The organism is Hwangdonia sp. (genome assembly GCF_048381975.1).
GTDB lineage: Bacteria > Bacteroidota > Bacteroidia > Flavobacteriales > Flavobacteriaceae > Hwangdonia > Hwangdonia seohaensis.
On the sequence record NZ_JBLWYT010000003.1, the window covers coordinates 164,045 to 178,795 of the forward strand.

The 14,751-nt window shown below is 35.7% G+C and carries 11 protein-coding genes; 7 read left to right on the forward strand and 4 right to left on the reverse strand.

Annotated elements, in window-relative coordinates:
* Window positions 1-20 precede the first annotated feature (20 nt).
* Window positions 21-3,599, forward strand: a complete 3,579-nt coding sequence (locus ACN5J7_RS06905; RefSeq protein WP_418603334.1) for a T9SS type B sorting domain-containing protein — start codon at window positions 21-23, stop codon at window positions 3,597-3,599.
* A 27-nt stretch (window positions 3,600-3,626) separates the two neighbouring features.
* Window positions 3,627-5,630: an excinuclease ABC subunit UvrB gene (uvrB, locus tag ACN5J7_RS06910; RefSeq protein WP_418603335.1), complete on the forward strand. Its 2,004-nt coding sequence runs from the start codon at window positions 3,627-3,629 to the stop codon at window positions 5,628-5,630.
* Between the two features lie 69 nt (window positions 5,631-5,699).
* Here uvrB and ACN5J7_RS06915 read toward each other — a convergent pair whose 3' ends face one another.
* On the reverse strand, window positions 5,700-6,113 hold the full coding sequence (locus tag ACN5J7_RS06915; protein WP_418603336.1) for a TerB family tellurite resistance protein: 414 nt from the start codon (window positions 6,111-6,113) through the stop codon (window positions 5,700-5,702).
* A gap of 369 nt (window positions 6,114-6,482) precedes the next feature.
* Here ACN5J7_RS06915 and ACN5J7_RS06920 point away from each other — a divergent pair, with 369 nt between their 5' ends.
* Window positions 6,483-6,740, forward strand: coding sequence for a DUF1456 family protein (locus ACN5J7_RS06920; RefSeq protein ID WP_311940299.1), 258 nt, complete (start codon window positions 6,483-6,485; stop codon window positions 6,738-6,740).
* Between the two features lie 40 nt (window positions 6,741-6,780).
* Here the strand turns inward: ACN5J7_RS06920 and sucC are convergent, their stop codons facing one another.
* Complete coding sequence (sucC, locus tag ACN5J7_RS06925; protein WP_418603337.1) at window positions 6,781-7,971, reverse strand: ADP-forming succinate--CoA ligase subunit beta; 1,191 nt, start codon at window positions 7,969-7,971, stop codon at window positions 6,781-6,783.
* 175 nt (window positions 7,972-8,146) lie between these two features.
* Here sucC and lysA point away from each other — a divergent pair, with 175 nt between their 5' ends.
* Together lysA and ACN5J7_RS06935 are read left to right on the forward strand one after the other, a co-directional pair.
* Complete coding sequence (gene lysA / locus ACN5J7_RS06930) at window positions 8,147-9,409, forward strand: diaminopimelate decarboxylase (RefSeq protein ID WP_311940583.1); 1,263 nt, start codon at window positions 8,147-8,149, stop codon at window positions 9,407-9,409.
* 131 nt (window positions 9,410-9,540) lie between these two features.
* Window positions 9,541-10,470: a sterol desaturase family protein gene (locus tag ACN5J7_RS06935; protein WP_311940295.1), complete on the forward strand. Its 930-nt coding sequence runs from the start codon at window positions 9,541-9,543 to the stop codon at window positions 10,468-10,470.
* Between the two features lie 194 nt (window positions 10,471-10,664).
* Here ACN5J7_RS06935 and ACN5J7_RS06940 read toward each other — a convergent pair whose 3' ends face one another.
* A complete protein-coding gene (locus ACN5J7_RS06940) occupies window positions 10,665-11,051 on the reverse strand; it encodes a PUR family DNA/RNA-binding protein (protein ID WP_311940293.1) in 387 nt (128 codons plus the stop codon).
* A 165-nt stretch (window positions 11,052-11,216) separates the two neighbouring features.
* On the reverse strand, window positions 11,217-12,974 hold the full coding sequence (locus ACN5J7_RS06945; RefSeq protein ID WP_311940291.1) for an ABC transporter ATP-binding protein: 1,758 nt from the start codon (window positions 12,972-12,974) through the stop codon (window positions 11,217-11,219).
* 200 nt (window positions 12,975-13,174) lie between these two features.
* Here ACN5J7_RS06945 and nusB point away from each other — a divergent pair, with 200 nt between their 5' ends.
* The gene (gene nusB, locus ACN5J7_RS06950; RefSeq protein ID WP_311940289.1) at window positions 13,175-14,122 is read left to right on the forward strand and encodes a transcription antitermination factor NusB; all 948 of its coding nucleotides are present in this window, start codon (window positions 13,175-13,177) and stop codon (window positions 14,120-14,122) included.
* An 83-nt stretch (window positions 14,123-14,205) separates the two neighbouring features.
* Window positions 14,206-14,751, forward strand: a complete 546-nt coding sequence (locus ACN5J7_RS06955; RefSeq protein ID WP_311940287.1) for a DUF1573 domain-containing protein — start codon at window positions 14,206-14,208, stop codon at window positions 14,749-14,751.

The window sequence follows — 14,751 nt, forward strand, 5'->3', positions numbered from 1 at the left end:
GCATTAACATATTTGATTGTATGATTTTTTATAAGAAGAAATTAAAAATTCGATTATATATCGTTACTATATGTTTTATCACACTATTTACTTTTTTCTGTAACTCCATTCAATCCCAAACAAACTGTACGTTTGGTGTCGCTGTTTTTGAAGAAAATTTTGGTTCGGGTACAGCGAGACTTGGTCCTTCCCTAAATCAAGACCCAAACAATGTACATCCAAATTTCAGGCCTGCCGATTTGTACACGTACGTGGGAACCGGAAATGTTGGTCAAGACCAATATGGCATAATGAAAACCCCTAAAGACGCTGCTCCCAATGGTGCCGATTGGAATGATGATTTTCCAGACCACACCGGTAACACGAATGGCTACTTATATTATTGCGATGCCAAGGAAGATTTAAATGTATTTTATGCCCAAAAGATTGATGGCCTGTGTGATGATATAGAATATGAACTTTCTGCTTGGTTTGCAAAAACAAATGCACCCGATTACTTTATAGACCCAAATATTAAGCTAATAATTGGTTTCACGGATATTAACGACCAGAATATTGGTAGCATTGTTGAAACAGACACAGGTCCCATTGAAGGCGTGGGCACCAACAGATGGCATCGCAGGAGTCTCGTTTTTTCCGTGCCATCGGGAACCGAGAACATCTATTTTATGTTAAAAAACAATGTTGCTGGCTTAGATGGAAACGATTTGGCCATTGATGATATTCAAATAAGGCCATGCGGTCCGGTAATTGATAGCATTGACCAATTAACAAGTAACTCCAATAACAATTCATTTTGTATCACCGATGTCTCTAATAATTCCATTAGTTTATCGGCCAATGTCCCTAACAGCTTTGCCATGCAATGGCAGGAATCTACTAGTCCAGGTGTATGGGTTGATATTCCAAATGAAACGTCAAGCGTTTTAAACCATACCATACCTGCTAACTCAAACTCAACGCATTTAATACGGCTTAAATTTGCCCACAGTTTAGCCAATTTACTTAATTCTAAATGTCATTTTTTATCAGAGGTTTTAACTTATAATAAAACCTATGCCAACATCGCGCCCAATATGCAATTGTGCGATGACACCGGTGATGGCACAGCGTTATTCGATTTAACTTCGCAAAACAATTTTATAAACGCAGATAGCGGCGTAACAATTACCTATCATAGTTCTCAAGCCGATGCCGACACGGGAAATTCCCCATTGCCAAACATGTATAACAGCGATAATGCAACCATTTATGCACGGGTAGAAAACAACACCCAATTATTGGGCAATATTTGTTATACCACAACTAACTTCAATTTGGAAGTTTACTCCACGGTAATTAACCAACCCATAAGTGCACTTAGTTACTGCGATAACACCACTTCTGGCACTGATACCGACGGCTATAATGTATTCGATTTAACCTTAAAAGAAACCGAAATTTTAAATGGTCAGTCTTCATCAGATTTCACAATTGCATACTTTACTGATTCGGCTTACACAACTCAAATTACAACACCGAATGCTTTTGTAAATACTTCGGCTAGCGGACAAACCATTTATGTGCGGTTAAAGAACAATTTAAACCCATCCTGTTACACAGAGACTTCTTTTAACATTGAAGTGCTACCATTACCAAATGCCAATTACCCAAGTACATATAGTCAATGTGATGATGCAGCAAACGACGGACAAGCTTATTTTAATTTAACCCTCGATTCTATTAAAGAAGAAATAAACCCTAGTTATTTAAGCGAAGGACTTACTTTTAGCTATTATGAAAACCAGAATCAGGCCGAAAATGCAACAAACCCCGTTATAAATCCGTCCAATTATCAAGATGGCATTGGTTTCACCCCAGAGACAATTTGGATCAGAGTTGAACATCCTAACGGTTGTTTTAGGGTAGTTCCTTTAACATTAGAGGTAAATCCTTCAAGCGCAGCTTTAGACCAATATAACCCGCCGCCAATTTCTCTTTGTGACGATGGATTAAATAATAGAGATGGTATTTCTACTTTTGATATGTCCGCTCTTAAAAACCATATTTCAAATACTGTTTTTTCAACATTTAGCGTTACTGTACATTTTTACGAAAGTCAAACAGATGCTGAATTGGAAACAAATGAAATAACCGATATTGCCAATTATCAAAATACAAACGTTCCCAATACACAAAGAATTTGGGTACGAGTAAAGAGCGATTTGGGTAATAATTGTTTAGGTTTAAAAGAGTTCACCAACTTACTAAATGTTGAAGCATTGCCCACGGCAAACCCTGTAACGGTTGATAGACAATGTGATTTCGACACAACCGATACGGTAATAAACTACCCGTTTGACACGTCACAAATTGAAACCGATTTACTCAACGGGCAGTCACTTGCTGATGTGTCGGTTACTTATTTTGATGAAAACAATATGCCTTTACCAAGTCCGCTACCAAACCCTTTTTTAACAGCAAGCCAAACCATTACCGCTCGGGTAACAAATAATATAACCGCAGATCCAAATGGCCCATGTTATGAAGAAACAACCATCGAGTTTATTGTTGACGCACAACCTGTTGCAAACCCCGTTACCATTCCAGCAGTTTGCGATGGCGATGATGGATTAGATGACGCAGATGGGTTACATCATTTTGATACCTCAACCATCCAAAATACCATTTTGGGGATGCAAACTGGCATGGAAGTTTACTATACGTATTTAGATGAATTCGGGAATCAAATTACCAATAGTCCTTCGCTGCCAAATCCATTGGTTTCGGGAACGCAAAGCATCAGGGTTGATGTTGTAAACCCCATAAATTCTACCTGTACAGCATCTACAAATATTGATTTTATAGTAAATCCTTTACCCGATTTTTCTATTGAAACACCCCAAATTGTTTGTTCTTCCGACCCCACTTTTACAATTATTTTAGATCCTTTGGAAGACAACCCTTCAGAGAATTTTGTTTATGAATGGGTTTACGAAGATGGAACAACACTGTCCAACAACCCTACATTAACGGTTTCAACACCCGGAACTTATTCCATTACACTCACAAAAACCGATGGCACCGGATGCTCAAGAACGCGTGATGTTTTTGTAAATGCATCGGAACTTGCTACCATTACTTTAAATGATATTTCGATTGTTGATATTTCAGATAATAATTCAATCACCATAAATGAAACCAATCTCGGACTCGGGGATTACGAGTATGCTTTGGATGAAGAATTTTCATTCTATCAAGACGAACCTTTTTTCGATAACATAAAAGCAGGGTTTCACACCATTTATGTGCGGGATAAAAAAGGCTGTGGCACAAGTTCCATTGAAATATCTGTTATAGGTTATCCTAAATATTTTACACCCAATGGCGATGGCGATAACGACTATTGGCAAATTTTAGGTGTAAATAATCAGTTTCAACCCCATAGCACCATTCAAATATTTGATCGCTACGGAAAATTAATTAAACAAATTCAAACCGCATCTGTTGGTTGGGACGGCACTTTTAATGGCGAATTGTTAAACACCGACGATTATTGGTTTAAAGTTTTTCTCGAAGATGGCAGACAGTTTATGGGGCATTTCACCCTAAAACGCTAACCCATATATTTTGTGTAATTTTGCAAAATGAAATTCAAAATAGATTCAGAATTCAAACCTACCGGCGATCAACCGCAAGCCATAAAGCAGTTGGTCAATGGCATTAATACGGATGAAAAGTACCAAACTTTACTCGGTGTAACCGGTTCAGGAAAAACCTTTACCGTTGCCAATGTGATTGAAGACGTGAAACGCCCAACTTTGGTTTTGGCGCATAATAAAACGCTCGCAGCGCAATTATATTCTGAGTTTAAGCAGTTCTTTCCAGAAAATGCCGTCGAGTATTTTGTATCGTATTACGATTATTATCAACCCGAAGCTTACATTCCCGTTTCAGGCGTTTACATAGAAAAAGATTTATCCATTAACGAAGAAATCGAAAAGATGCGTTTAAGTACAACATCTTCGTTGCTTTCTGGCCGTCGTGATGTTATAGTTGTGGCATCCGTATCCTGTTTATATGGTATTGGGAACCCGGTCGAATTTCAAAAAAACGTTATCACCCTTAAAAGAGATCAGGTAATTTCGCGCACCAAATTATTGCACCAATTGGTTCAAAGTTTATACTCGCGTACCGAAGGCGAATTCAATCACGGTAATTTTAGGATAAAAGGCGATACCGTTGATATTTTTCCGAGTTACGCCGATGATGCCTTTAGAATTCACTTTTTTGGCGATGAAATTGAAGATATTGAATCCTTTAACATACAAACCAACGAAGTCATTGAAAAATATGACATCCTTACCATTTATCCAGCAAACATGTTTGTAACCTCGCCTGAAGTTTTGCAAGGTGCCATCAAAGAAATTCAGGATGATTTGGTAAAACAGTATGATTATTTTAAGGAAATCGGTAAACATTTGGAGGCAAAACGCCTGAAAGAGCGCACCGAATTCGATTTGGAAATGATACGCGAATTGGGCTATTGCTCAGGTATTGAAAACTATTCGCGGTATTTGGACGGCAGACAACCCGGAACCCGACCATTCTGTTTATTGGATTATTTTCCAGAGGATTATTTAATGGTGGTCGATGAAAGTCACGTTACCATTTCGCAAGTGCACGCCATGTATGGCGGCGATAGAAGCCGAAAGGAAAATCTGGTAGAATACGGTTTTAGATTACCCGCGGCCATGGATAATCGCCCATTAAAATTTGAGGAATTTGAAGCCTTACAAAACCAGGTTATTTACGTAAGCGCGACACCTGCAGATTACGAGCTTCAAAAATCGGACGGTATTTACGTAGAACAGGTGATTCGCCCCACGGGTTTATTAGATCCCATTATTGAAGTGCGCCCAAGCTTAAATCAGATTGATGATTTAATTGAAGAAATCCAGCAACGTGTTGAAAAAGACGAACGTACTTTGGTAACCACATTAACCAAACGTATGGCTGAGGAATTGACCAAATATTTGGATAGAATTCAAATACGATGTCGCTACATTCACAGCGATGTCGATACGCTGGAACGCGTTGAAATTATGCAAGATTTACGCAAAGGACTGTTTGATGTTTTAGTTGGTGTAAACCTCCTTCGTGAAGGTTTGGATTTACCCGAAGTATCGCTTGTTGCCATTTTAGATGCCGATAAAGAAGGTTTTTTACGTTCTGCCCGTTCGCTTACACAAACCGTTGGAAGAGCTGCTAGAAACCTAAACGGAAAGGCCATTATGTATGCCGATAAAATTACCAAAAGCATGCAAAAAACCATTGATGAAACCAATTACCGACGTGAAAAACAAATTGCTTACAATACGGCAAATAACATTACCCCGACGGCGCTGAACAAAAGTTTGGACAATGCTTTATCTAAAAACTCGGTAAGCACCTATAGTTACGAATTGGAAGCCGCCAAAGCCGCCGAACCGGAAAGCGCCTATTTAAGCAAACCCGAACTGGAAAAGAAAATTCGCGAAAAGCGCAAAATTATGGAAGAAGCCGCTAAAGCACTGGATTTTATTGTGGCGGCCCAACTACGAGACGAAATAAAAAGCTACCAAAATAAACTAGAAAAGCTAAAAGTGTAAACCTTTAGCTTTTCCATAACCCAAAAAGGGCTTCACAACACAAGTAAATTAAACTTAGCAGATAAAATTTTAATTGTACTGTGTTTTAAAAATATCTATTAATACGTCTGGTGGAACAATCTTATTTGGAAAACTTTCCATTAAATACAAAACCTTGGTTATCGATTCGTGGCTCAATCCCATTCGAAGCCCAAAATTATAAAGCTTTATAACTCCCGCTGAATTGTTAGCATCGCCGTATTCTTGTTCAATATTCATTAACAAAACCAATCGATGAAACTGAACGATGCGCTCGCTATGCGATTTTAAATGTGTATAAGTAACTGGATGTTCTATTAAATATTCAAAATCTTCACGAGATATTTCAAGTTGTTTGGCCACACCCAACAAAAAGTTATATTCTATGTTTTTTATGTCTTTATCATATTTTGCAAAAGCAATCATTTCGGATAAAAGACTCAATTTTTCGACTCTATTAATCATGACTTGAAGGGATTAATTAATTATAGTATAAAGATACACAGAAGAGTTCTTTGATAATCGTAGATATAATGTAACTTATCGAAAAACAGGGCGTTATTAATCGAAGATTTTAATTATTTCATCATAAACCCATTTTTTTTATCCGATTTTTACGTAAAACACAGAGGTGAAATAACATGCCATCAAAGCATTTTTTAAACTAATTTTCTCATTATCAATAAATTAAATGAATGATTTTAGCATTTATTATTTGAGCATAAAATCATTATTTAAAGTATCTTTATGAAAAATTAAAAACGTCAAGAACGTGTATTCTTGAAAATTAAATCGATGAAATGCATTGATTGAAAAAACGATATATTATTATTTATGACTAACAACGATATTTTAAAAAAATTAAGAGTCGCTCTAAAACTGAGAGATGATGATATTGTAAAGATTTTAAGTCTTGTAGATTTTAGAATTTCCAAAAGCGAACTTGGGGCTTTTTTCAGAAAAGAAGACCACCCCAAATACATGGAATGTGGCGACCAAATTTTAAGAAATTTTTTAAATGGTTTGGTGATTCATTTACGAGGGCCTATGCCAAAAAAGGGCGAAGCCAAAACACAAAAAAAGAGCAACTGATATAGTTGCTCTTTTTTTTTATTATATAACTATAGGTTTATTAACCCAAAACTTCCTGTACTTTATCGGCAGCTTCTTGAAACTCCGTAGCACTCATTACATCTAAACCGGAATTATCAATTAATTCCTTTGCTATATCTGCATTAGTACCTTGTAAACGTACAATAATTGGTACGGTAATATTGCCCATGTTTTTGTACGCATCAATAACACCCTGCGCCACACGGTCGCAACGTACAATACCTCCAAAAATGTTAATTAATATAGCTTTAACCGCTGGGTCTTTCAAAATAATTTTAAAAGCCGCTTCAACACGTGCAGCATCAGCAGTTCCGCCAACATCTAAAAAGTTTGCTGGCTCACCACCGGCTTGTTTAATTAAATCCATGGTAGCCATGGCTAAACCAGCGCCGTTTACCATACAACCCACGTTTCCGTCTAAATCCACATAATTCAAACCGAGTTCTCCCGCTTCAACTTCAATGGCACTTTCTTCGCGTATATCGCGTAAATCAACATAATTTTTATGTCTGTATAAGGCATTATCGTCAATGGTTACCTTGGCATCAACAGCCATTATTTTATTATCGCTCGTTTTTAAAACGGGATTAATTTCAAATAAAGACGAATCCGATTTCACATAAGCCGTGTAAAGATTAGAAACAAACTTTGTCATTTCCTTAAATGCCAATCCAGACAACCCTAAATTGAAAGCAATACGTCTTGCTTGAAACGGCATTAAGCCAACAGATGGATCAACTTCTTCAGTAAAAATTAAATGTGGCGTTTCTTCGGCTACGGTTTCAATATCCATCCCACCTTCAGTAGAATACATAATCATATTACGCCCCGTACCACGGTTTAATAAAACCGACATATAAAACTCACTGGTTTCACTTTCGCCCGGGTAATACACATCCTCGGCAATTAAAACCTGATGCACCCGTTTACCTTCGGCAGAAGTTTGGGGTGTAATTAAGTTCATCCCAATAATTTGTCCAGCAATGGTTTCTACTTCCTGTAAGTTTTTTGCAAGCTTTACACCGCCACCTTTACCACGTCCGCCAGCATGAACTTGTGCTTTAATAACGTGCCAACTCGTACCTGTTTCCTGTGTTAATTGTTTTGCTGCTGCAACCGCTTCTTGTGCATTTTGAGCAACAATTCCGCGCTGAATACGCACTCCAAAGGTGCTTAATATTTCTTTACCTTGATATTCGTGTAAATTCATAACTTGCTTAATAGTTTAAGATGCACAAATGTAAATAATCGCTATTAATTACACTAATGTTTTATTTAAGAATGAGGAAAATTAAAATTGTATTCCATAAATTGTTATATATTTAACATTTTGTGTAATTTGATTAATTTTGTGTTTATTAATTTTATTTTGAAAATAATGAAATATCTTTGAAAAAAATAATGTTGTACTTATGACCAATAATCAGTTGCTTAACATAGCAAAAGAATACGGAAGTCCTGTTTACGTTTACGATGCTGAAAAAATTACAGCACAATATAACCGCTTAACCAATGCTTTTAAGAATGTTAAAACCTTAAAGTTGAATTATGCCGTAAAAGCCTTATCGAATATTTCAATTTTAAAACTTTTCAAAAGCTTAGGCTCTGGAATTGATACCGTTTCTATCCAAGAGGTTCAATTGGGTTTAGCTGCAGGCTTTTTACCCGAAGAAATAATTTTTACACCCAACGGCGTGTCGCTTTCTGAAATTGAAGAAGCTGCAAAATTAGGTGTTCAAATAAATATTGATAACCTCGCTATTTTAGAGCAATTTGGTACGAAGCACCCCAATGTTCCGGTTTGTATTCGTATTAACCCGCATGTTATGGCTGGCGGAAACAGCAATATTTCTGTGGGTCATATCGATTCCAAATTTGGCATTTCAATTCATCAAATTCCGCATTTACTGCGCATTGTTGAGAATACCAAAATGACCATTAATGGAATTCATATGCATACGGGCAGCGATATTCTAGATATTGATGTGTTTTTATATGCAAGCGAAATACTTTTTGAAACTGCAAAACAATTCAAAAATTTAGACTTTATCGATTTTGGTTCGGGTTTTAAAGTACCCTATAAAGACGGTGATATTGAAACCAATATTGAAGAATTAGGAAAAAAACTATCTTCAAAATTCAATCAATTTTGTAAAGATTACGGTAAGGAGTTAACCCTAGCATTTGAACCCGGAAAATTTTTAGTGAGTGAATCCGGAAGGTTTTTAACCACCGTAAACGCTGTAAAACAAACCACCTCAACGGTTTTTGCTCAAGTTGATTCTGGATTTAACCATTTAATTCGCCCCATGTTTTATGGGTCGCATCACGATATTATTAATATTTCCAATCCTAACGGTCGCGAGCGTTTTTACACCGTTGTAGGTTATATTTGCGAAACCGACACCTTTGGAAACAACAGGCGTATTAATGAAATTAGCGAAGGCGATATTTTATGCTTTAAAAATGCCGGTGCCTATTGTTTTTCAATGGCCAGCAATTACAACTCGCGTTACCGACCTGCAGAGGTTTTATGGTATAATAACAAAGCGCATTTAATACGAAAAAGAGAAACCTTTGATGATATTTTAAATAATCAAATTGAAGTTGATTTTTCAAATAAAAAAGAAACTGTTTTAGCTAAATAACATAGCATAAATATAATTTATCCTGTATCTACCCGTTAAAGTAGATACAGGATTTTTGTTTTCAAAAAAATCTAATATAAACTGCCTAAGGATAAAAATCGACCTATTTTTGAGCAAACGATAATATATTAATGAATTTTACTAACCCATTAGTTTATGGTGTTCCTTGTTTTCTTGGTTTTATCTTACTAGAATTATCTTATAGCAAACACAAAAAAGACAAAAAAGATTTATACCATTGGAAAGATTTGGCCGCGAGTTTAACAATGGGCATTGGCTCTACCATTATAGCACCCCTTACAAAAACCATAGCTGCCATTGTGCTTTTTAACTTTGTTTACGAAGTTTTCAATCCGGAAATAGACGGTATTCGCACCAATATCATGGGATGGAAATCGTTTGGATATGCATGGTATATTTGGATAATTTGCCAACTACTTGACGATTTTAGTTATTATTGGTTTCATCGCCAAAACCATAATGTACGCTTTCTTTGGGCTGCCCATGTGGTGCATCATTCTTCAGATAATTTTAATCTTGGTACTGCCGTAAGAAACGGTTGGTTTACTATTTTTTACAAACCCTTTTTCTATATGTGGATACCGGCACTTGGTTTTCCTCCGGAAATGTTGGTGGTGTGTTTGGGCATTGAAGCCTTATGGCAATTTCAATTACATTCTGTTTATATTCCTAAAATGGGTATTATTGAAAAAGTGTTCAACACCCATACCATGCATCAAGTACATCATGCTCAAAATTTAGAATACATGGATAAAAATCATGGCGGGTTTTTAAATATTTTTGATAAAATCTTTGGAACTTGGAAAGAGCTTGACGACACCATCGATATTAAATATGGTGTTTCAAAAGCTCCAAATTCATATAATCCATTAATTATTTTAACGCATGAATATAAAGATATTTGGAACGACATGAAAAAGTCTAAAAACTGGTACCATAAATTCATGTACGCCTTTGCTGCTCCAGGTTGGAGCCATGACGGAAGCACACTTACCATTAAGCAACAGCAAAAACTCTTAAAAACAAAAGGTAAACTATAACACCGTTAGTAGTTTTGCATATTTAAAAGAATTACTACGGCTATTCCCTTTTTGTAGTTTATATGGTTTGGATGGGCGTTTAGCACTACTCTATTCGCCCTGTAAAACATACATGATTCACAAAGCCACCCATAAAGATAAATGGTGAAATGGTGGCGCGTTATTTATAATTTATTGAAGACTAAAGAAGTCTGTTAAATATCTTCAAAATCTATATCCGTGAAACTTTCAGGGGTTTTTAACTCATCTTCAGTAACCCTTGGTTCATTGTTGTTATATTCTTTTTTAAAGTCTTTTTGATGACGTTCACTAATCACTTCATCGCCTTTTTCTTTAATGATATAATCGGTCATTTCAGCAAGAATATCTTTAAATTCAGCAAAATCCTCTTTGTAAATATATATTTTATGTTTTTTATAATGATAAGAACCATCATCATTAGTAAACTTTTTGCTTTCGGTAATAGTCAGGTAATAATCTTCTGCTTTAGTAGCTCTTACGTCAAAAAAATAGGTGCGTCTTCCAGCTCGTAATACTTTTGAAAAAATCTCCTCGCGCTCCATCATGTCATTATTATTCATAGTTATTTAGAAATTTGTTGAATACTTTGTTATTTGTATCAAAAATCTAAAAAAATCGCATATTAACCAACAAATATTGAGTTTTCTTTTTTTTAAGTTCATATTTGTTGGGTTTTATTGAAAAATAGAACAATGTATCTGTCTTAATTCCAGTTAGTTTCCCATTTATTTGGAGTCTGCTTCACTTAGTTGTTTTAAATACAAATCTTTGTAATAACCGTCGGCATTAATCAGTGAATCGTGATTTCCTTTTTGTACAATTTCACCGTTTTCCAGCACAATGATTTTATCGGCATTTTTGGCAGAAGACACTCTATGGCTTACAATCAGCGTTGTTTTTCCTTTTGATAATTTGTTCAGGTTTTCAAGGATTTTCTCTTCGGTTTCGGTATCGACCGCCGATAAACAATCATCAAACAATAAAATCTTGGGCGATTTAATAATGGCTCGTGCAATAGATACACGCTGTTTTTGTCCGCCCGAAAGTGTAATCCCGCGCTCACCCAAAACCGTGTTGTAGCCTTCGTTAAATTTTATAATATTTTTGTGTACTTGTGCGTTTTTTGCCGCTTCAATAACATCCTCGTCTGTGGCATCTTCTTTTCCGAACCTGATGTTGTTTTTTATGGAATCTGAAAACAAAAAAGCATCTTGTGGCACATAACCAATGTTGTTTCTCAAATCGTTAAGATTCAGCTGATGTATTTCGGTACCGTTTATTGTTATCGACCCCGCGTCAATATCGTAAAGCCTTCCTATCAAATCCAAAATAGTGGATTTTCCCGAGCCTGTTTTCCCTAAAATTGCCAGTGTTTCGCCTTCTTTGATTTCGAAACTTACATTTTTTAAAGCCTGAATATTGGTGTCGTCATAAGTAAAAGACACCTTGTTAAAGGTAATATCTCCAGTAATTTCGGTATGATTAACCGTGTTGTTTTTTATTTCGGGTTCAATCTTTAAAAACTCATTTATACGTTTTTGCGATGCCTCAGCCTGCTGTACTATGGATGTTACCCAACCCACCGTAGCCACAGGCCATGTGAGCATATTTACGTAAATAATAAACTCTGCAATGGTACCCAAACTTTCAATTTCGCCATTTATATACTGCATGCCACCAATGTAAATCACCAACAAATTGCTCACGCCAATAAGTAAAATCATCATCGGAAAAAACAAAGCCTGCACTTTAGCCAAACTAACCTGTTTTTCTTTACTGGTAGCCGAAAGGGTTTTAAAATTTGTAGCCGTTAAAGGTTCGATACCATAAGCTTTTATTACCGAAATACCACTAAAAGACTCTTGTGTATAAGTTGATAGTTTCGATAGGTATTGTTGCACTATGGTACTGCGTTTATGTATTTCCCGGCTTAATTTATATATCGCAATCGATAAAACGGGTAAGGGCGCAATGGTGTACAGCGCCAGTTTTGGAGCCGCATTAAACATGTAAATTAATACAATTATAAAAAGCGTTACGGTATTGATGCTGTACATTAAAGCAGGACCTGCGTACATGCGCACACGACTTACGTCTTCGCTTATCCGATTCATTAAATCACCTGTCCTGTTTTTTTTGTAGAAATTTAACGAGAGTTTTTGGTACTGCGCATAAATTTCGTTTTTTAAATCGTATTCAATATAACGCGACACATTTATTATGGTCTGGCGCATAAAAAAAGTAAGTATGCCGGCAAATACAGCGGCTCCAACAATGTACAAAATAGCTTCGGTTAATTCTGCTTTAAACACATCTTTGGTGATAATATTATCAGTATACCTTTCAATGGTTACAAAAATTTCTTTTACATAACGCGGTGTAAAAAGCAAAAAAATGCGGGCAACAACAGTAATTACGCTACCTATTAAAAGGTGTGTTTTGTATTTTAAAAAGTATTTGTTTAAATGCTGAAGTTCCTTCATGTATAACGGTATCGGTACTTTAATTTGAAGAAACAAAGATAATAGATTAAAACCATTAATCGATTTACCTTTAAACTTCTCATTGTTAAATAAAGCCTAAATAAATTAATTTAATATGAAGTGTTTTTTTAAAATAGTATTATTTTTGCAGCACGAAAAATCACTTAAATTTTCGTTTTTATAATTTAAAGTTCTTTGTAATGATGCTAAACAGAAGACATATTCGTGTAAAAGTAATGCAAACCCTATATGCCTTTAAAGGCGGCGAAAGCGACGACTTTAGCAAGGACCAGAAGTTTTTACTGTTTAGTATAGATAATATGTACAACCTGTACCTATTGTTAATGGCGCTACTTATTGAAGTGCAAAAAAGAGCCGAAACCGATTTACAAAAAAAACAGAATAAACATTTAGCAACCAAAGAAGACAAAGACCCGAACCGGAAATTTGTTAACAATCAAGTATTGCACATACTTAAAAGCAATACGATGCTAAAAAATCAGCTTGAAACGTACAAAATCACCAATTGGAATTTAGATAACGAGTATGTCGATATTATATTTAAAGCTATTATTTCCAGTGATTTGTACAAAGAATATATGCAAACCAAAGTGTCTGATTTTAAAGAAGACAAAAATTTTATAGTTGATATTTTTAAAGAAATCATTGCGCCAAACGACAAGCTTTACGATTATATGGAAGACAAAAACCTAACTTGGTTAGACGATCTTCCAACGGTAAACACCACGATTTTAAAGTTACTTAGAAAAGTTAAGCTCACATCGCCGGAAAATCATTTCACGCCCCAATTGTATAAAGATACCGAGGATAAACAATTTGCAATTGAACTGTTTAGAAAAACGTTTTTAAATAAAACGGCGCTAAGTGAAGAGATAGAACAAAAAACCAAAAATTGGGATACCGACCGTATTGCCAATGTAGACTATGTGTTGCTTCAAATGGCCATTTGCGAACTGAAGCATTTTACTTCAATTCCCGTAAAAGTAACCATTAACGAATATTTAGAAATAGCCAAAGAATATTCAACCCCAAAAAGCAGTATTTTTATTAACGGTATTTTAGATAAGTTGGTAAAAGAATATACCGCCGACGGGAATTTGAATAAAATAGGGCGCGGCTTAATGTAATAATCTGTTAAGAGTATAATAAAAGTTTTTAATCGGTTAAATAATTGTTATTTTTACACCCCAAATGATAAAAACCATTTAAAATGAAAAAAGTAATATTAGGATTGAGCGCCATGTGCTTAATCGCTTTTACATCATGTAAAGAAAATGCCGCTAAAAAAATTGAAGAAAGCAATTTGGCAGCAGCAGCAGAAAGAGATGCCGTATCGTCTAAATTCCCAAAATTAGAGTTTGATAAAACAGAACACGATTTTGGCGAAATTGAAGCGAAAACAAACGTGGAAACAGTGTTTAAATATACAAACACCGGTGATGCACCTTTAGTAATTACCGATATTAAAAGTACTTGCGGTTGTACCGTTCCTCAAGATTGGAGCAGGGAGCCATTAGCACCAGGCGAGTCTGGAGAATTTACAGTAAAATTTAACGGCACGGGGCAAAACAAAGTCTCAAAAGCCGTAACGATTACAGCAAATACCGAAAAGGGAACAGAGGTTGTAAGAATTTCAGCTTTTGTAAAACCAGATCCAAACGCTAAAACCACAACACCACAACCAACTTTAACAGCACCAAGTAAACCGGTAAAATCTAGTACACGACCAGGTCACGAAGGGCACAACCACGATTAA

Coding starts and splice junctions, on each gene's coding strand:
- ACN5J7_RS06905 (WP_418603334.1), top strand. CDS start 21: ATGATTTTTTATAAGAAGAAATTAAAAATTCGATTATATATCGTTACT.
- uvrB (WP_418603335.1), top strand. CDS start 3,627: ATGAAATTCAAAATAGATTCAGAATTCAAACCTACCGGCGATCAACCG.
- ACN5J7_RS06915 (WP_418603336.1), bottom strand. CDS start 6,113: ATGATTAATAGAGTCGAAAAATTGAGTCTTTTATCCGAAATGATTGCT.
- ACN5J7_RS06920 (WP_311940299.1), top strand. CDS start 6,483: ATGACTAACAACGATATTTTAAAAAAATTAAGAGTCGCTCTAAAACTG.
- sucC (WP_418603337.1), bottom strand. CDS start 7,971: ATGAATTTACACGAATATCAAGGTAAAGAAATATTAAGCACCTTTGGA.
- ACN5J7_RS06935 (WP_311940295.1), top strand. CDS start 9,541: ATGAATTTTACTAACCCATTAGTTTATGGTGTTCCTTGTTTTCTTGGT.
- ACN5J7_RS06940 (WP_311940293.1), bottom strand. CDS start 11,051: ATGAATAATAATGACATGATGGAGCGCGAGGAGATTTTTTCAAAAGTA.
- ACN5J7_RS06945 (WP_311940291.1), bottom strand. CDS start 12,974: ATGAAGGAACTTCAGCATTTAAACAAATACTTTTTAAAATACAAAACA.
- nusB (WP_311940289.1), top strand. CDS start 13,175: ATGATGCTAAACAGAAGACATATTCGTGTAAAAGTAATGCAAACCCTA.
- ACN5J7_RS06955 (WP_311940287.1), top strand. CDS start 14,206: ATGAAAAAAGTAATATTAGGATTGAGCGCCATGTGCTTAATCGCTTTT.